Consider the following 17,048-nt stretch of genomic DNA (forward strand, 5'->3'; position numbering starts at 1 on the left):
TCCGGCCCAAGGCCTTGGACCCGGGCGGGCTTGCGATTTGCTCCTGATTTAATAGCTGGCTGCGCTTATGGTTATTGGGCTACAGGCAAATTTCATCTCAACCCAAAAGCAAAATCAGGCAGTTTTCACAGGAAAATCCCGAAAAACGACCTGATTTATGAGCCCAATATGCCTGTGGCCGCCGTCCAATAAGCGCGACCAGCTATTATTTTTATAGCGAAATTTGCAAGGCCTAGCGAGGCAGATCGCTATAGCCCATGAGGAACTCGTCCACCGAACGCGCGGCTTGCCGGCCTTCCCTGATCGCCCAAACTACGAGTGACTGGCCGCGCCGGATATCGCCTGCCGCAAAGACCTTGGGCACATTGGTGGCGTAGCCGCCCGTGAATTCCGTGCTGGCTTTGGCGTTGCCGCGGTTGTCTTTTTCCACCCCAAAGGCCTCCAGTACCGAGGCCACCGGCGAGACAAAACCCATGGCCAACAGCACCAGGTCGGCCTTGAGGGTCTGCTCCGAGCCCGGCACTTCAACCATCTTGCCGTCTTTCCATTCAACACGAACGGTTTTCAGGCCTGTGACCTTGCCTTTTTCGCCAAGCAGTTCCTTGGTGGAGATGGCAAACTCACGCTCGCAACCTTCTTCATGGCTGGAGCTGGTGCGCAGCTTGATAGGCCAGTAAGGCCAGGTCATGGGGCGGTTTTCTTCTTCGGGCGGCTGGGGCATCAGCTCGAACTGCGTGACGCTGGCAGCGCCGTGGCGGTTGCTGGTGCCAACACAGTCAGAACCCGTGTCGCCGCCACCAATCACGATGACGTGTTTGCCGTCAGCCCGCAACTGGCCCTTGACCTTGTCGCCGGCATTGACCTTGTTCTGCTGGGGCAGGAACTCCATGGCGAAATGCACGCCGTCGAGGTCGCGGCCGGGCACCGGCAGGTCGCGCGATTGTTCTGCGCCGCCGGTCAGGATCACAGCATCAAAGTCTTTTTGCAGTTGCTCGGCGCTAATGGTTTCCTTGGCCCAGTTGGTGACCTTGGAACCCTTGGGCAGGCTGCCTATCATCACGCCACAACGGAAAGTCACACCCTCGGCCTGCATCTGCTCAACGCGGCGGTCAATATGGATCTTTTCCATCTTGAAGTCAGGAATGCCGTAACGCAACAGGCCGCCCACGCGGTCGTTCTTTTCAAACAGCGTCACGTCGTGTCCGACGCGCGCCAGTTGTTGTGCTGCGGCCATGCCTGCAGGGCCGGAGCCCACAACAGCAACCTTCTTGCCGGTCTTGTGTTTTGGCAGCTGCGGCTTGACCCAGCCCTCGGACCAGGCGCGGTCGATGATGGCGTGTTCAATGGACTTAATGCCCACCGCGTCGTCGTTCACGTTGAGCGTGCAGGCAGCCTCGCAGGGCGCCGGGCAGATACGGCCGGTGAACTCGGGGAAGTTGTTGGTGCTGTGCAGCGTGTCGATGGCGTTTTTCCAGTCGGCACGAAACACCATGTCGTTGAAGTCCGGAATGACGTTGTTGACCGGGCAGCCGTTGTTGCAAAACGGCGTGCCGCAGTCCATGCAGCGTGCTGCCTGCTTGTTGGCCTGTGCGTCGTCAAGGCCAACGACAAATTCCCTGTAGTTCTTCAGGCGCTCGGCGACGGGCTTGTAGCCCTCTTCGATGCGCTCGTATTCCATGAAGCCGGTGATTTTTCCCATAATGAAATCCTGTCGATTCGATTGTCTTTTTCAGTGCAAGCTGGATGTGTTTAGGTGCCCGGCCTTATTTGGCCGCTACAGCTTCCTGATTGGTCGCCACTTGCGCACTGGTGGTTTCGGTCGAGGCCTCCAGCTTGCGCTCCTTGCGCTCGATCAGGGCCCGTTTGTATTCATTGGGGAATACCTTCACAAACTTCAGGCGCGATTCGCTCCAGTTGTCCAGCAGTTCGCGGGCGCGTTTGCTGCCGGTCCAGCGGTGGTGGTCCTGCAGCAGGCGCTTGAGCAATTCCTCATCGCTTTCGCCCGCGTGCCAGTCGGCCTTGTCGTGGGTGTGCTGCTCAGCGGTGGTGACGATGCGGTCCATGGAGACCATGGAGGTGTTGCAGCGCGTGGCGAACAGGCCGTCTTCGTCATACACATAGGCCACGCCGCCGCTCATGCCGGCTGCGAAGTTGCGGCCGGTCTTGCCCAGCACGGCGACCGTGCCGCCCGTCATGTATTCGCAACCATGGTCGCCCGTGCCTTCAACGACGGCCGTTGCGCCTGACAGGCGCACGGCAAAACGCTCGCCGGCCACACCGCTGAAGAAGGCTTCGCCGGTGGTCGCGCCATACAGCACGGTGTTGCCGACGATGGTGTTTTTATGCGACTCACCGCGAAAGTCGATACTGGGGCGCACGATAATACGGCCGCCCGACAAGCCCTTGCCGGTGTAGTCGTTGGCATCGCCTATCAGGTACATGGTGATGCCCTTGGCCAGGAAGGCGCCGAAAGACTGGCCGCCCGTACCTTCGAGCTGGATGCGCAGCGTGTCGTCAGGCAGGCCCTGCGGATGGTGGCGCGTCAATTCACCTGACAGCATGGCACCGACAGTACGGTTGACGTTGCGCGCCACTTCGATGAACTGGACTTTTTCGCCCTTTTCAATTGCGGCTTTCGATTTTTCGATCAGGCGCACGTCCAGCGCCTTTTCGAGCGCGTGGTCCTGCTCCATCACATGCAGGCGCGGCACGTCGGCCGGTACGCCAGGCTGGTAGAACAGGCGGCTGAAATCAAGACCGCTGGCCTTCCAGTGGGCAATGCCTTTTTGCGTGTCCAGCAGATCGGCGCGGCCAATCAGGTCGTCAAACTTGCGCACGCCCAGCTGCGCCATCAGCTGGCGCGCCTCTTCGGCGACAAAGAAGAAATAATTGACCACATGCTCGGGCTTGCCGCTGAATTTCTGGCGCAGCACAGGGTCCTGCGTGGCAACACCGACCGGGCAGGTGTTGAGATGGCATTTGCGCATCATGATGCAGCCTTCAACCACCAGCGGTGCGGTGGCAAAGCCGAACTCGTCGGCCCCCAGCAACGCGCCAATGACAACGTCGCGACCAGTCTTCATCTGGCCGTCTGCCTGCACACGGATGCGGCCGCGCAGGCGGTTCAGCACCAGGGTCTGCTGGGTTTCGGCCAGGCCGATTTCCCAGGGCGAGCCGGCATGTTTGATGGACGACCAGGGCGAAGCGCCCGTGCCGCCGTCATGGCCGGCGATCACCACGTGGTCCGACTTGGCCTTGGCCACGCCCGCCGCGATGGTGCCGACACCGACTTCGCTGACCAGCTTGACGCTGATGCTGGCGCGCGGGTTCACGTTTTTCAGGTCGTGAATCAGTTGTGCCAGGTCTTCAATCGAATAAATGTCGTGGTGCGGTGGTGGCGAAATCAAACCGACACCGGGCACGGAGTAACGCAGCGAACCAATGTATTCGCTGACCTTGCCACCAGGCAGTTGGCCACCCTCGCCGGGCTTGGCGCCCTGCGCCATCTTGATCTGGATCTGGTCTGCAGACACCAGGTATTCCGCAGTCACGCCAAAGCGGCCTGAAGCCACCTGCTTGATCTTGGACCGCAGCGAATCGCCGTCCTGCAGCGGCATGTCGACCTCGACCTGTTTCGGGCCGATCACGCTTTTCAGCGTTTCACCTTTTTTGATCGGGATGCCCTTGAGCTCCTGGCGATAACGGTTCGGGTCTTCACCGCCCTCGCCCGTGTTGCTCTTGCCGCCAATGCGGTTCATGGCGACGGCCAGCGTGGCGTGCGCCTCCGTGCTGATCGAGCCCAGCGACATCGCGCCGGTGGCAAAACGCTTGACGATCTCCTTGGCCGGCTCGACTTCGTCAATCGGGATGGCCTTGGACGGATCAATTTTGAATTCGAACAGACCGCGCAAGGTCATGTGGTCGCGGTTCTGGTCGTTGATCAGCTGGGCGTACTCCTTGTACGTGTTCCAGTTGTTGGAGCGTGTGGAATGCTGCAGCTTGGCAATCGCGTCGGGCGTCCACATATGGTTTTCGCCGCGCACGCGCCAGGCGTATTCGCCGCCGGCGTCCAGCATGTTGGCCAGAACCGGGTCGTCGCTGAAGGCGGCGCGATGCATGCGCAGCGCTTCTTCGGCAATCTCGAACACACCCATGCCCTCCACCTGGCTGGCCGTGCCGGTGAAGAACTTGGCGATGGTGCTGCGGTTCAGGCCAATGGCCTCGAACAGCTGCGCGCCGCAATAACTCATGTAGGTAGACACGCCCATCTTGGACATGATCTTGGACAGGCCCTTGCCGATGGCCTTGGTGTAGTTGTAAACCGCCTTGTCGGTGCTCAGGTCGCCCGGCAAGCCTTTGGACAACTCCGCCAGCGTTTCCATCGCCAGGTACGGATGGACGGCCTCAGCGCCGTAACCTGCCAGCACGGCGAAATGGTGCACTTCACGTGCCGAGCCGGTTTCAACCACCAGGCCGGCGGTCGTACGCAGGCCCTCCTTCACCAGGTGCTGGTGGATGGCCGACAGGGCCAACAGGGCTGGGATCGCAACCTGCGTGGCGGTCACGCCGCGATCGCTGATGATGAGTATGTTTTTACCGGTCCTGATCGCGTCCACCGCTTCGGCGCAAAGGGAGGCGAGCTTGGCTTCCACGCCCTCATGGCCCCAGGCCAGCGGATAGGTGATGTCCAGCGTGTAACTCTTGAACTTGCCCTGGGTGTGCGCCTCGATGTCGCGGAGCTTTTGCATGTCGGCAACATTCAATACCGGCTGGCTGACTTCCAGCCGCATGGGCGGATTCACCTGGTTGATGTCCAGCAGATTCGGCTTGGGGCCCACAAACGACACCAGCGACATCACGATGGCTTCGCGAATCGGGTCTATGGGCGGATTCGTCACCTGCGCAAACAACTGCTTGAAGTAGTTGTAGAGCGACTTGTTCTTGTTCGACAGCACGGCCAAAGGGCTGTCGTTGCCCATGGAGCCCGTGGCTTCTTCGCCGTTGGCGGCCATGGGCGACATCAGGAACTTGATGTCTTCCTGCGTGTAGCCAAAAGCCTGCTGCCTGTCCAGCAAGGTGATATTGGACGCAGCCAGGTTTTTGGTAGCACCGTCAGATGCAGCCGCCTTTTGCGGAACGTCATCGAGCTTGATGCGCAGGTTTTCAATCCACTGCTTGTAGGGCTTGCTGTGGGCCAGCGTGGCCTTGATTTCCTCGTCGTCGATCATGCGGCCCTGTTCCAGGTCGATCAGGAACATCTTGCCGGGCTGCAGGCGCCACTTGCGCACAATCTTGTTTTCAGGAACCGGCAACACGCCGGACTCGGAAGCCATGATGACCAGGTCGTCATCGGTCACGCAATAGCGCGATGGGCGCAGGCCATTGCGGTCCAGCGTGGCGCCTATCTGGCGGCCGTCGGTGAAGACGATGGAGGCCGGGCCGTCCCAGGGTTCGAGCATGGCTGCGTGGTATTCGTAAAAGGCCTTGCGGCGCTCGTCCATGGTGGTGTGCTGCTCCCAGGGCTCGGGAATCATCATCATCACGGCCTGGCTGATCGGGTAGCCCGACATGGTCAGCAGCTCAAGGCAGTTATCGAACGTTGCGGTGTCGGACTGGTCGGCAAAACTGATGGGGTAGAGCTTTTGCAGGTCGGTACCCAACACTGGCGAGGACATCACGCCTTCGCGCGCCTTCATCCAGTTGTAGTTGCCCTTGACGGTGTTGATTTCACCGTTGTGGGCGACGTAGCGATAAGGGTGGGCCAGCGGCCACTCGGGGAAGGTATTGGTTGAAAAGCGCTGGTGCACCAGGCCCAGGGCCGACACGCAACGCTCATCCGTCAGGTCGCGGTAATACGTGCCGACCTGGTCGGCCAGCAACAGGCCCTTGTAGACCACGGTGCGGCTGGACATGCTGGGAACGTAGTATTCCTTGCTGTGCGTCAGGCGCAGATTCTGGATGGCTGCACTGGCGGTTTTGCGGATCACATACAGCTTGCGTTCCAGCGCATCCTGCACGATGACGTCGTTGCCGCGGCCTATGAAAATCTGGCGCAGTATGGGTTCTTTTTCGCGCACGGTGGGCGACATCGGCATGTCGCGGTTGACCGGCACGTCACGCCAGCCCAGCAGCACCTGGCCTTCAGCCTTGACGGCGCGCTCCAGCGCCTCTTCGCAGGCCAGACGCGAGGCATGCTCCTTGGGCAAAAACACCATGCCCACGCCGTACTCGCCGGGCGGTGGCAATTGCACGCCCTGCTTGGCAAGCTCTTCACGGTAAAGCGCATCGGGCAGCTGGATCAGGATGCCGGCGCCGTCACCCATGAGCTTGTCGGCACCGACAGCACCCCGGTGGTCCAGGTTTTCAAGAATCTTCAGGCCCTGCTGGACGATGGCATGGGATTTATGCCCCTTGACGTGCGCCACAAAGCCCACGCCGCAGGCGTCATGTTCGTTGCTGCCTGAATACAGGCCATGGTCTTGAAGATCTTTAATTTCAGCAGCCGTCGTCATGGCGCACTCCTAGTCAATTTATTTCGCGGGGATACGGATGATAAAGGGATGCAACAACAATGCCAAACAAAATAATAAGGGTCAGATCATAATTAATTTCCGACAAAATTTATCAATTCATAATTAGGGACATATTAAATTAGAATAAAAAATCCCATTAAATCAACAACTTATTCAACATTTAATCCGATACAACCTTGGCTGGAGGGCGTCCAGCCTGGTTTTTCTGGACGCGACGTGTTGTTCGTTTTTGCAGTTCAGCCACAAATTTGGCTTCACCCAATGCCCAGCCGCTGAGCACGGATTGGGTCAGTGCTGCCTGCTGGTCAGGGTGAATGCCGGCTCGCACCAATTCGGCGTAAGCGGCCTCACGGGCAAAAGGAGTGTTGCCCAAAGACCAGTACAAGGGGTGCGGCGTGACGAGCTTGTCGGCACGCAGCCCGGCATAGTGCCCATGGCTGGACCAGGGATAGTCACCAGCTTCCGCCACCAGGCCTGCACGCACCGGGTTGAGGTCCATATAGGCCATGCATAGCAACAAGTAGGGATCAGCCTGGATCAATGTGGAGCGGTAGCGCCCTTCCCATAGGGTGCCGGACCGGCCTTGCAGGTCATTGAAATAACGAACATAGCTGCGTCCCACAGCCTGCATCATCTGCGGCAAGCCCTTTTCCGCTTGGGGCGTTGCCAACAGGTGAAAGTGATTGCCCATCAACACGTAGGCGTGGATGGCGACATCAAATCTCTTCGCGTTTTCGTGCAGCAGACCCAGGAGATGGCGGTAATCGTCCATCGTCGCAAAAATCGGCTGGCGATTGTTGCCCCGTTGAATCACATGATGCGGGTAGCCGGGCAGCGTGAGACGGGGGAGTCGGGCCATATGAAGAGAACAGGGATTGTTTGAGAATGTCAGCCCAGTTTAATGGGAATCCGACCCCAATTAAATCGCAACACTGTCCTGCTTTAGCAGGAGCCTTTTTTTGCCCCTAGTAAACCGGCACGATCCGGAAACTCAGGAATGCTGCCTGCGCAGCAACTCTGCATGTATCTGCACCGCAAGCGCCAGGCCGATGGCGCACAAAGCCACACTCACCCAGCCCGTCCACTGCCAGCCACCTGCGTGCACCGCCACCCAGGCCACCAGGGGTGGCACGGCGACCTGTCCGGCCGACGACCACTGCTGCATCCAGCCGACGGTGGTAGACACGGCAGCCGTGCTGGGTGCCAGCCGGAGCGCCAGACTGAAGAGAGTGGCCGGAATCAGGCCGCCCACCATGGAGAAAACCAGCACGGCGGCATATTGCACCCACGGACCGGCATTCGTGCCAAAAGCCAGCAAGGCGCCCGCCCCCATGGCCAGAAAACCCGTGACCAGCAGGGTCAGCGGCTGCACCCTGCGTTCCAGCAAACGCCCGGCAACAACATTGCCCACCATATTGAGCGACGCCGCAAGCGCGGTCAGCCATCCGACCATGGTGCTGGCAATACCGGCCTTCGCGTAAATCGAGGGCAAAAAGCCCACAACGGCCAGCCACTGGCCCGAATAGGCGGCAAAGGTCAGCGCCATCAGCCAGACCGGGCGTGAGCGCAGGGTCTGGCCAAGCAAACTGCCCTGGCGGGAACTGCCGGGCGAATTCCCTCCGGCAACCGGACGGCCATGCAAAGGCGTATCCGCCGGAACATACCAGCCAAAAGCGACGGCCGTCGCGACAGTCATCGCGGCCAGCAGACACCACCACACCCGCCAGCCACCATCGTGCGAGCCCAGAAGCATGACCCACGGCCCAAGCAGCAGAGCCAGTGAAGTCCCCAGCGGCATGTAGGTGCCCCATACACCCAGCATGCTGTTGATGCGCTCGCGACGCACAAGCTGACGCAACATGCCTGGGCCTGGCAGCACCACCCACAGGAAACCCAGACCTTCAAGGGCGCGGGTGGCGAGCAGCCACGCGGCACTGTCGGCCAGGGCGCCCAGCGCACTGGCACAACCCAGCAGCAACAAACCGCCCACCATGCTGCGTTTGAGGCCCATGCGTTGCGCGGCCAGGCCGGTCAGCAACCCCAGCGACATGCCGGCCAGTTGGACCAGCGATAACAAAAAGCCTGCCTGCAGCAGCGAAATACCCAGCACCCGCTCCAGCACGGGCAATGCCGGCGGCAGTTTGCCAATATGCAATGCGGCAACAATGCCTGCTGCCACCACGCAGAAAGCTGCCGGCATGCTGGGGACAACGCTGGTTTTTGGATCACTCACATCAAACAATCACATCAAAGAATCAAAAGACTGGCCCGCAGGACTCAGGCGGGAAAAACGCTGCGCCCCATCAGGCGCTCATGCTCTTTCGCGGCGAAGCGGTCGGTCATGCCTGCAATGTAGTCGGCCACCACACGCTCAGGTTTTGCACCCGCCGCATGCGGCATGTCGATGCCGTCAAAGCGGTCGATATGTGCCTGCGGCATCTGCGCCGGGTCGGCCATGTAAGCCTCAAACAGATCACGCACCACCTGCTTGGCGGCCTGCGTGGTTTCAACGACCTGTGGATGGCGGTATAAATTTTGTAGCAGGAAGCGCTTGAGGGACGCCGACCGGGATGCCATTTCCTCATCAAAGCAGACCAGCGGGGGATGCTCGCGAACGGCATCGACATTGGCTGGCGCAGCCTTCCGAACTGCGCCCAGCGTCGCATCGATCACGTTGTAGACCTGCGCGCTGAGCATTCGGCGTATGGTTTCAAACAGCAGCCGCCGGCCCTGCAGGCCTGGATTCGCGAGTTCGGTCTCGCGGCGGTATTGGCTGAACAGCGCCACGTCTTCGAGCTGGTCCATGCCCAGCAATCCCGAACGAACGCCATCGTCGATGTCATGGGCGTTGTAGGCAATCTCGTCTGCCAGGTTGGCCAGTTGCGCCTCCAGGCTGGGTTGCTGCCATCGGGGCCCGGAAGAATCCTGCGCTACAAAACGATGGGCTACACCGACGGGCTCACGGGCTTCAATGTGCCGGGCATTGCGGCGGGAGCAGTGCTTCAGGATTCCCTCGCGGGTTTCAAACGTGAGGTTCAGGCCGTTGTAGGCCGGGTAACGTTCTTCCAGGGAGTCGACCACGCGCAGGCTTTGCAGGTTGTGTTCGAAACCCGCGCTTTCAGGGTTGTGTGTTTTCAGGCAGTTGTTCAGCGCATCCTGGCCTGCATGCCCGAACGGGGTATGGCCCAAATCGTGCGCCAGTGCAATCGCCTCCACCAGGTCTTCGTTGAGCTTTAGCGTGCGGGCGATGGAGCGGCCGAGCTGGGCCACCTCCAGCGAATGCGTCAGCCGCGTACGAAACAGGTCGCCCTCATGGTTCAGGAAAACCTGTGTCTTGTAAACCAGCCGGCGAAACGCCGTGGAGTGAACAATGCGGTCACGGTCACGCTGGAAGTCGGATCGCGTAGGCGCTGCCGGCTCGGGGAATCTGCGGCCACGCGACGTGCGCGGGTCGCAGGCGTAAGGTGCCAGGGTCATGAGTTAGTGATAAAAATAGCCTGCAGCCAAGTCAGAATGCCTGCAACCAGCTATTAAATTAGGAGCAAATAGAAAACCATCCCAATGATTACCGGCAGCAGGCATCTATGACCTCACGCACCAGGGCATCCGGTGCAGCCCGAACTACCGCACTGCCGGGGCCCTCGACCAGCACAAAGCGGATTTCACCGGCCTCTGATTTTTTATCAATCCGCATCAGCTCAAGGTAACGGCCGGCGTTGTCGGCCTCAGAAAGGACAGGCCCCTTGACCGGCAACCCGGCGCGCCGGACAAGTTGCACCAGGCGTTCTACAAACGTCATGTCAACCAGGCCCAGGCGCTGCGACAAATGCGCCGCCATCACCATGCCGCAACCCACACCTTCACCATGCAGCCATTCGCCGTAACCCAGCCCGGACTCGATGGCATGCCCAAAGGTGTGGCCGAAATTCAAAATGGCGCGCAAACCCTGTTCACGCTCATCCTGGCCAACTACCCAGGCCTTGATCTCGCAGCTGCGCTGGATGGCATGGGCCAGGGCAGCCGGGTCCCGCGCCAGCAAGGCATCCAGGTTGTTTTCAATCCAGTCCAGGAAGGCCAGGTCTGCGATGGGCCCGTATTTGATGACTTCAGCAAGCCCGGCGCTGAGCTCGCGTGCAGGCAGGGTCTTGAGCACATCCAGGTCGCACACCACCAGCTGCGGCTGGTAAAAGGCGCCAATCATGTTTTTCCCCAGCGGGTGGTTGATCGCCGTTTTACCCCCGACCGAAGAATCCACCTGCGCCAGCAATGTCGTTGGCACCTGCACAAAAGGCACGCCGCGCATATAACTTGCAGCGGCAAAGCCGGTCATGTCACCAACGACACCACCGCCCAATGCAAACAACACCGTCTTGCGGTCACAACCGTTTTCCAGCAGCGCGTCAAAAATCAGCTGCAGTGTTTGCCAGTCCTTGTGAACCTCGCCATCCGGCAAGGTTGTCAGCAGCACTCTGCCGTAACGGGTCTTCAATGCTGCCTGAAGCTGGGCAGCATAAAGCGGCGCTACCGTGGTATTGGAAACAATCAGGGCAGTACTTGCCGCAGGCAGGTTCTGGTAGCCTGCAACGTCGCCCAACAGGCCCTGGCCGATGACGATCGGATAGCTGCGCTCGGCCAGGCTGATCTGCACATGCGCCCTGGCGGAAAGAGAGTTTTCTTGCATAGTCCTCAAGTGTAGGGGCACTGGCGAAAGCACTGGACGCGGAGTCCCGCATCACCGCGGTCAGTGTCTGGACTCTTCCTTTCCTTGCTACGCCCGCGCCGGCACGATTCCCGCCAGCTCCAGCTGCATCAGGATCATGTTGACCAGCGTGGACACCGAAGGACGGCCTGTTTCTATGACGAAATGCGAGGTTTCCCGGTACAAAGGGTCGCGTACGCCGTAAAGTTCCTTGAGGCGGGCGAGCGGATCGGACACCTGCAGCAGGGGACGGTTCTGGTCGTTGCGCAGGCGGCGAAACACATCTTCAGGCGCGGAATGCAGGTAAATCGCCTGGGTCCGCTGGCGCAAATGTTCGCGATTGGCCGGTCGCAAAATCGTGCCGCCCCCCGTGGAGAGTACGCAGGCACCATCCAGCGTCAGTTCATCGACAACGGCTTCTTCGAGGTCACGAAATGCGGACTCGCCTTCGCGCTCGAAAAACTCGCGTATGGAGCAGCCGATCCGCTGTTCTATAACCAGGTCGGAGTCTATGAACTTGACATCAAGCCGCCTGGCAAGCTGCCGGCCTATCGTGGATTTACCCGAGCCAGGTAAACCCACGCAGGCGATTCTGGCTGGGAGTGCATTCACTTTGAAATTTGCAGTGCAGTCAATATGGGCAGGCCTTACAGCCTGCGGAGATCCGGGAGTTTACGCCTGCCTGCAGTATGAGAAAGTCGCAAACCCCGCCATCAATTGACCAGCGGGGATTTTTTCATGCCAAACGACTGTGTCAGGCTTAACGCAACGGCGCCCCATTCGTCAGCATTTTGGGCGTGATGAACACCAGCAGCTCATTTTTGGTAGCCGTGCGGGTCTTGGTTTTAAACAGGTTGCCGACGCCCGGCAGGTCCCCAAAGAATGGCACCTTGGTTTCGTCTTCACGATCGTTTTGCTCGTAAATACCGCCAATCACAACCGTTCCACCGTTTTCGACCAGCACCTGCGTCTGTATGTGTTTGGTATCGATGGCAAAGCCGTTGGCAGTAGAACGGCCCACGCTGTCCTTGTTAACGTCCACGTTAAGAATGATATTTCCCTCGGGCGTGATCTGCGGCGTGACCTCAAGCTTCAGATTGGCTTTACGAAAAGCAATCGACGTAGCGCCGCTGGATGTGGCTTGCTGGTATGGCAACTCAGTGCCTTGCTCAATGATCGCCTTGACTTGGTCGGCCGTCACGATGCGGGGGCTGGACACAATTTTTCCCTTGCCATCTGCCTCCGCAGCAGATATCTCAAGGTTCAGGAAGCGTGTTTTTGCAGCGTTGAATAAAGATACAGCAAATGTGGCTGCGGGAAACCCGTTCTGCCCGACCCCAGGCAAACTTACAAATTCTCCAGCTGTCGTGCCTGCGGTGGTGGCGTTGTAGCTACCTCCGAAAGCCGAGTTGGCATTTTGATTAAACGGCTGTCCTCCAAGCCTGACGCCCAAAGATTTCCCGAATGTGTCAGCAGCCTCCACAATCCGCGCCTCTATCAACACCTGTCGCACGGGAATATCGAGTTTGGCGATCAGGGCCTGCACCTGCTCAAGCGAGGAAGGCACATCTGTTACAAATAACTGATTGGTTCGCACTTCAGCAATCACGCTGCCCCTGGCCGACAGCATCTTGGTTGCGCCAATACCCACGCCCCGCAAATTGACGGCGATATCCGATGCCTTTGCATAGTTCAGCTTGAAATCCTGGGTACGCAACTGCTCCAGGCTCTGAATTGCATTTTTAGACTCCAGGTCAAGCTTGTCCTTGGCAGCCAGCTCATCCTTGGGCGCGATAAGCAGGACGTTGCCCGATTTACGCATTCCCAGCCCTCTGGCCTGCAAAATAATATCCAGCGCCTGGTCCCAGGGTACATCCTTCAAACGCAGCGTGACATTTCCAGTGACCGTATCGGAAGTCACGACATTGAAGTTGGTGAAATCTGCAATCACCTGCAGGAGAGAACGGATTTCAATATTCTGGAAATTCAGGGACAATTTTTCGCCGTTATAACCCGGCCCTTGCGTCAGTTTGTTGGCGTCAACTTTTTGCTGACGCACTTCCAGCACAAACTGGTTATCGCTCTGGTATGCGCTGTGCTCCCACAAGCCCTTTGGCTCGACCACCATGCGCACCTTGTCGCCGGACTGGAAAGTTGTCACGCTCTGCACCGGAGTACCAAAGTCGGCCACGTCCAGGCGACGGCGCAGGCCTTCAGGAAGCGCGGTCTTCAAAAATTCCACCACCAGTGTCTGGCCTTGCTGGCGAATGTCAACGCCCACCTGGTTATTGGGCAGGTCCACCACGATACGCCCGGAACTGTCAGGGCCACGCCTGAAATCGAGGTCCTTCAAAGGCAGGATGTCACGATTGCGGTTTTCAGCGAATACAGGCGCCGCAACAGCCGAAGGGGCCGCAGCAACCACGGGGTCCAGCGTGACCAGCAGGGATTTTCCCTGTATCTCGGCCCTGTACGCTGTTGAAGCCTTGAGGTTCAGGACTACTCGGGTCCGTCCTCCGGCCTGGATCACATTGGCCGAACGCATATTGCCCAAATTGATATCAACAGCCGAGCGCCCCATGGCGCTGTCAACCCCAGGGAAATCAAGCGCAATGCGTGCCGGCGTCTGGATGCTGAAACCCGTTGGAACTGCAGCCAGGGGCTCAGCCAGGTCAATCCGGATAACCTCAGAGCCACCCTGGACAGAACCAGTCACAGACTGGATCGCATTGGCAGCTTGCGCAGAGGGTGAAAACGCTGCCGCAAATATTGCAATCGAAATGGAGGCGCAAGCCAGCACAACCCCAAGCAAGCCCTGCCGGCTGCCTCTTCGGGCAACTGTTTTGGATGTCGATGCCTGCTTGTTCATTTTGATCCCTCTTGAAGCTGTAAAGTCGCCGCTCGCTCTATCCATTCGCCGGCGGCATCCTGGACAATCTCACGCAAAGTCAGGCCCGTCTCCGAAACCTTGGTAATACGGCCGTAGTTCTGGCCCAGATAATTGCCCACACGAACCTGATAAAGCAGGTTGTCAACGCGCACCAGCGCAACGGGTTGCCCCACCTTGATGAGGCTGCCCACCATGACAACCGCATCCAGCGGGGAAGCCTCCAGGGGCTCCTTGCGCCTTGCCAGTTCCGGCGCAATCAAGGCGGCATTGGCCGTCACCTGGTTTGAATCCCGTTTCAGGGCCTGTGCCAGTTTTTGACTGCTGAAAGGCTCCGTGGAGCCCTCCTGGGTATAAGGCTGCGGAGCAAATTTGGTGGGCTCGGGCAAACGCTCAACCCTGGGCCTGGTCTGGTTGCGCTGCTCCGTCATCCATTGCTGCAATTGCTCCTCATCCGACGCACCACAACCGGCCAGCCCCAATAGGCAACCGATCAGCAATGCCCGGGTGGATACCTGTTTACAGGAGATCATTTTTTCTCTCCCTTGGCAGGCCCGGCTTTACGCTGCAGGGCAACTTCGTCGTTATCCAGGTAGCGGAAGGTTTTGGCGGTGGTATCCATCGTCAGCGTACCCTCCTTGGCCGGGACCAGCGTCAGGTTGTTCAAGGTCACGATTCGGGAGAGATTGGCAATATCCGCGGCAAAGGCACCGATGTCGTGGTAACGGCCCGTCACACGCACCGCGATGGGCAACTCGGCGTAATACTCTTTCACGCTCACCTGGCCGGGCCTGAACAGCTCAAACTGCAAACTGCGTCCCAGACCGGCCTGGTTAATGTCCGACAGCAAGGCGTCCATTTCTGCTTTACTGGGCAATTGTTTTTCAAGTTGTGTAACGTACTGTTGAACCTGTTCGCGTTGCTTTTTCAGGGCGTCCAGGCTGGCAGCCTGCGAGAGTTTTTTTGTGAAATCGCCCCGGAGCTGGGTTTCCTTTTCGCGCGCCGCAGTCAACTCTTCATCCGAGGAGCTCAGCCATACAAACCAGAGGCCGACAATGACAAACACAGCCACCGCTGCACACAGAAGATAGCGCGGCAAGGCAGGCCACGACGGCGGATCATTGGGATCCAGGCCTGAAAACTGTGCCTTCAGGCTGGCCTGAAGGCCTGCGAAATCAATATTGGGTTTGGGAATTTTTGCCATGGTCAACTCTGATTCAAACCTTGGCAGGCGCCGGGACCGTGGATCCGGACCCGCTCGCAGCCGACGCAGGGGATTTGGGTTGATCACTTGCACGCTTAAGCACAACACGCATGGAGAAATTGGACACCCGCCTCTGGTCACGAGCGGACAACGCCACATTCGCGGCGGTGATTTCAATCAGTTCGGGCCGGGTCAGCCAGGGACTGTTGTTGCCAAGATTGCGAAGCAGTTCCGATACGCGCTCGTTGGACTGGGCAACACCAGTCAACAACACGACCTGGTTGTCCTGCTTCATGCTGTTGATATACACGCCGTCGGGCAACTGCTTGACCAGCTCAGTCAACAGGTAGACCGGCAAATTCCGGTTGCCCTGCAAATCCTCGACCGCGTTCTGGCGCGCACGAAGTGCGGCAATTTCCTGCTGCAGCCCGGCAATGTCCTTGATCTGCCCTTCGAGCTTGGTAATTTCGGATTTGAGTACGGTATTCCTGTCGTTCTGACTCGAGATCTGTGCCTGGTACCACGAATACACGGCACCGCAAATCAGCCCGCCCACCAGGGCGGCGACACCCAGTGTCGTAAAAAACAGTTCGCGTTTGCGCTTGCGCGCCGCCTCGCGATGGGGGAGCAGATTGACCAGAATCACCGCAAGAACCTCCGCAGAGCCAAACCGCACGACGTCAAATACGATGCAGCTTCACGCCGCATCTTTTTTTCACGGACGTTGTTGCCGATCGTCATCCCGTCAAAAGGATCGGCCCGCATGCTTGCAAACGAGGTCTGCTGCGTCACCGACTCGGTGAGCCCGGGAAGCGCCGAAGACCCCCCCGCCAGCATGACGTAGTCCACCTTGTTGTGCGGCGTACTGGTAAAGAAGAACTGCAGGGCACGCCCGATTTCCTGGGCCATGCTTTCCACAAAAGGCTTTAAAACACCCGACTCATAGTCATCAGGCAAATCGCCGCTACGTTTTTTATTTTCGGCCTCTTCAGGTGAAAAACCATACTGGCGCACAATCAACTGGGTCAGCTGGGCACCGCCAAAGGCCTGGTCGCGCTCATACAGGACTTCATCATTCCGGATGACCTGCATGCTGGTTGTCAGGGCTCCGACCTCGAACAGCGCAACCATGGTATCCACGCCCTTGTTGGGCAGGCTTTCAATCAGGCGCGCAGTGGCCAGCCGGGAGGCATAGGACTCCACATCCACAACGACGGGCTTGAGGCCCGCAGCTTCAGCCAAACCCTGGCGGTCCTGTACCTTTTCCTTGCGGGATGCGGCAATCAGCACCTCGACGTCACCACTGGAGGTGGCGCTTGGCCCCACCACGCAAAAATCCAGGCTTACCTCGTCGAGCGAAAAAGGGATGTACTGGTTAGCCTCGGACTCCACCTGGATTTCAAGCTCGGACTCACTCAAGCCCCCCGGTAGAATGATTTTCTTGGTAATGACGGCCGAGGCAGGAAGGGCCATGGCCACATGTTTTGTGCGCGTCCCGCTCTTTTTGACCACGCGGCGCACAGCCTCGGCCACTTCGTCGAACTTTTCGACGTTGCCATCGGTAATCCAGCCGCGCTCCAGCGGCTCGATGGCACAGCGGTCAAGCACAAGCTGGCCCGCTTTGTCCCGACTCAATTCCACCAGCTTCACGCTGGACGAACTGATATCAAGACCCAGCAATGGCGGTTCCTGGCGGTTGAATAAAGACCCCAAAGAGATCAAGAC

Annotated in this window: 12 protein-coding genes; all 12 read right to left on the reverse strand. The window is 58.9% G+C overall.

The window, feature by feature from the left end; all coding sequences use genetic code 11:
- Positions 1-232: 232 nt before the first annotated feature.
- Positions 233-1,699, reverse strand: coding sequence for a glutamate synthase subunit beta (locus ACFQND_RS15415; RefSeq protein WP_371439332.1), 1,467 nt, complete (start codon positions 1,697-1,699; stop codon positions 233-235).
- A 64-nt stretch (positions 1,700-1,763) separates the two neighbouring features.
- A complete protein-coding gene (locus tag ACFQND_RS15420; protein WP_371439331.1) occupies positions 1,764-6,512 on the reverse strand; it encodes a glutamate synthase-related protein in 4,749 nt (1,582 codons plus the stop codon).
- 181 nt (positions 6,513-6,693) lie between these two features.
- Positions 6,694-7,392, reverse strand: coding sequence for a transposase (locus ACFQND_RS15425; RefSeq protein WP_371439330.1), 699 nt, complete (start codon positions 7,390-7,392; stop codon positions 6,694-6,696).
- A gap of 132 nt (positions 7,393-7,524) precedes the next feature.
- Entirely contained in the window at positions 7,525-8,733 is a 1,209-nt protein-coding gene (locus ACFQND_RS15430; RefSeq protein ID WP_371439329.1) for an MFS transporter, read from the reverse strand.
- A 77-nt stretch (positions 8,734-8,810) separates the two neighbouring features.
- Positions 8,811-10,010, reverse strand: a complete 1,200-nt coding sequence (locus ACFQND_RS15435; protein ID WP_371439328.1) for a deoxyguanosinetriphosphate triphosphohydrolase — start codon at positions 10,008-10,010, stop codon at positions 8,811-8,813.
- Positions 10,011-10,098: 88 nt separating this feature from the next.
- Positions 10,099-11,214 (reverse strand): 3-dehydroquinate synthase, encoded by a 1,116-nt coding sequence (aroB, locus tag ACFQND_RS15440; protein WP_371439327.1) that lies wholly within the window; start codon positions 11,212-11,214, stop codon positions 10,099-10,101.
- An 87-nt stretch (positions 11,215-11,301) separates the two neighbouring features.
- Positions 11,302-11,844 carry a shikimate kinase gene (locus ACFQND_RS15445; protein WP_371439326.1) on the reverse strand — a complete coding sequence of 181 codons (543 nt, stop codon included), beginning with the start codon at positions 11,842-11,844 and terminating at the stop codon, positions 11,302-11,304.
- A gap of 148 nt (positions 11,845-11,992) precedes the next feature.
- On the reverse strand, positions 11,993-14,101 hold the full coding sequence (gene pilQ / locus ACFQND_RS15450; protein WP_371439325.1) for a type IV pilus secretin PilQ: 2,109 nt from the start codon (positions 14,099-14,101) through the stop codon (positions 11,993-11,995).
- Complete coding sequence (locus ACFQND_RS15455) at positions 14,098-14,652, reverse strand: pilus assembly protein PilP (RefSeq protein ID WP_371439324.1); 555 nt, start codon at positions 14,650-14,652, stop codon at positions 14,098-14,100. Before ACFQND_RS15455 ends, pilQ begins: the two co-directional genes overlap by 4 nt.
- Positions 14,649-15,323, reverse strand: a complete 675-nt coding sequence (pilO, locus tag ACFQND_RS15460) for a type IV pilus inner membrane component PilO (protein ID WP_377414066.1) — start codon at positions 15,321-15,323, stop codon at positions 14,649-14,651. Before pilO ends, ACFQND_RS15455 begins: the two co-directional genes overlap by 4 nt.
- Before the next feature lie 13 nt (positions 15,324-15,336).
- A complete protein-coding gene (locus tag ACFQND_RS15465; protein WP_371434870.1) occupies positions 15,337-15,969 on the reverse strand; it encodes a PilN domain-containing protein in 633 nt (210 codons plus the stop codon).
- On the reverse strand, positions 15,966-17,045 hold the full coding sequence (locus ACFQND_RS15470; protein ID WP_371434869.1) for a pilus assembly protein PilM: 1,080 nt from the start codon (positions 17,043-17,045) through the stop codon (positions 15,966-15,968). The genes ACFQND_RS15465 and ACFQND_RS15470 overlap by 4 nt, the downstream gene beginning before the upstream one ends.
- Positions 17,046-17,048 lie beyond the last annotated feature (3 nt).

It is taken from the genome of Polaromonas aquatica, assembly GCF_042659145.1.
GTDB lineage: Bacteria > Pseudomonadota > Gammaproteobacteria > Burkholderiales > Burkholderiaceae_C > Polaromonas > Polaromonas aquatica.

Excerpts from the sequence above, each read along its gene's own strand:
- ACFQND_RS15415 (WP_371439332.1), bottom strand. The coding sequence starts at position 1,699 with ATGGGAAAAATCACCGGCTTCATGGAATACGAGCGCATCGAAGAGGGC.
- ACFQND_RS15420 (WP_371439331.1), bottom strand. The coding sequence starts at position 6,512 with ATGACGACGGCTGCTGAAATTAAAGATCTTCAAGACCATGGCCTGTAT.
- ACFQND_RS15425 (WP_371439330.1), bottom strand. The coding sequence starts at position 7,392 with ATGGCCCGACTCCCCCGTCTCACGCTGCCCGGCTACCCGCATCATGTG.
- ACFQND_RS15430 (WP_371439329.1), bottom strand. The coding sequence starts at position 8,733 with ATGCCGGCAGCTTTCTGCGTGGTGGCAGCAGGCATTGTTGCCGCATTG.
- ACFQND_RS15435 (WP_371439328.1), bottom strand. The coding sequence starts at position 10,010 with ATGACCCTGGCACCTTACGCCTGCGACCCGCGCACGTCGCGTGGCCGC.
- aroB (WP_371439327.1), bottom strand. The coding sequence starts at position 11,214 with ATGCAAGAAAACTCTCTTTCCGCCAGGGCGCATGTGCAGATCAGCCTG.
- pilQ (WP_371439325.1), bottom strand. The coding sequence starts at position 14,101 with ATGAACAAGCAGGCATCGACATCCAAAACAGTTGCCCGAAGAGGCAGC.
- ACFQND_RS15455 (WP_371439324.1), bottom strand. The coding sequence starts at position 14,652 with ATGATCTCCTGTAAACAGGTATCCACCCGGGCATTGCTGATCGGTTGC.
- pilO (WP_377414066.1), bottom strand. The coding sequence starts at position 15,323 with ATGGCAAAAATTCCCAAACCCAATATTGATTTCGCAGGCCTTCAGGCC.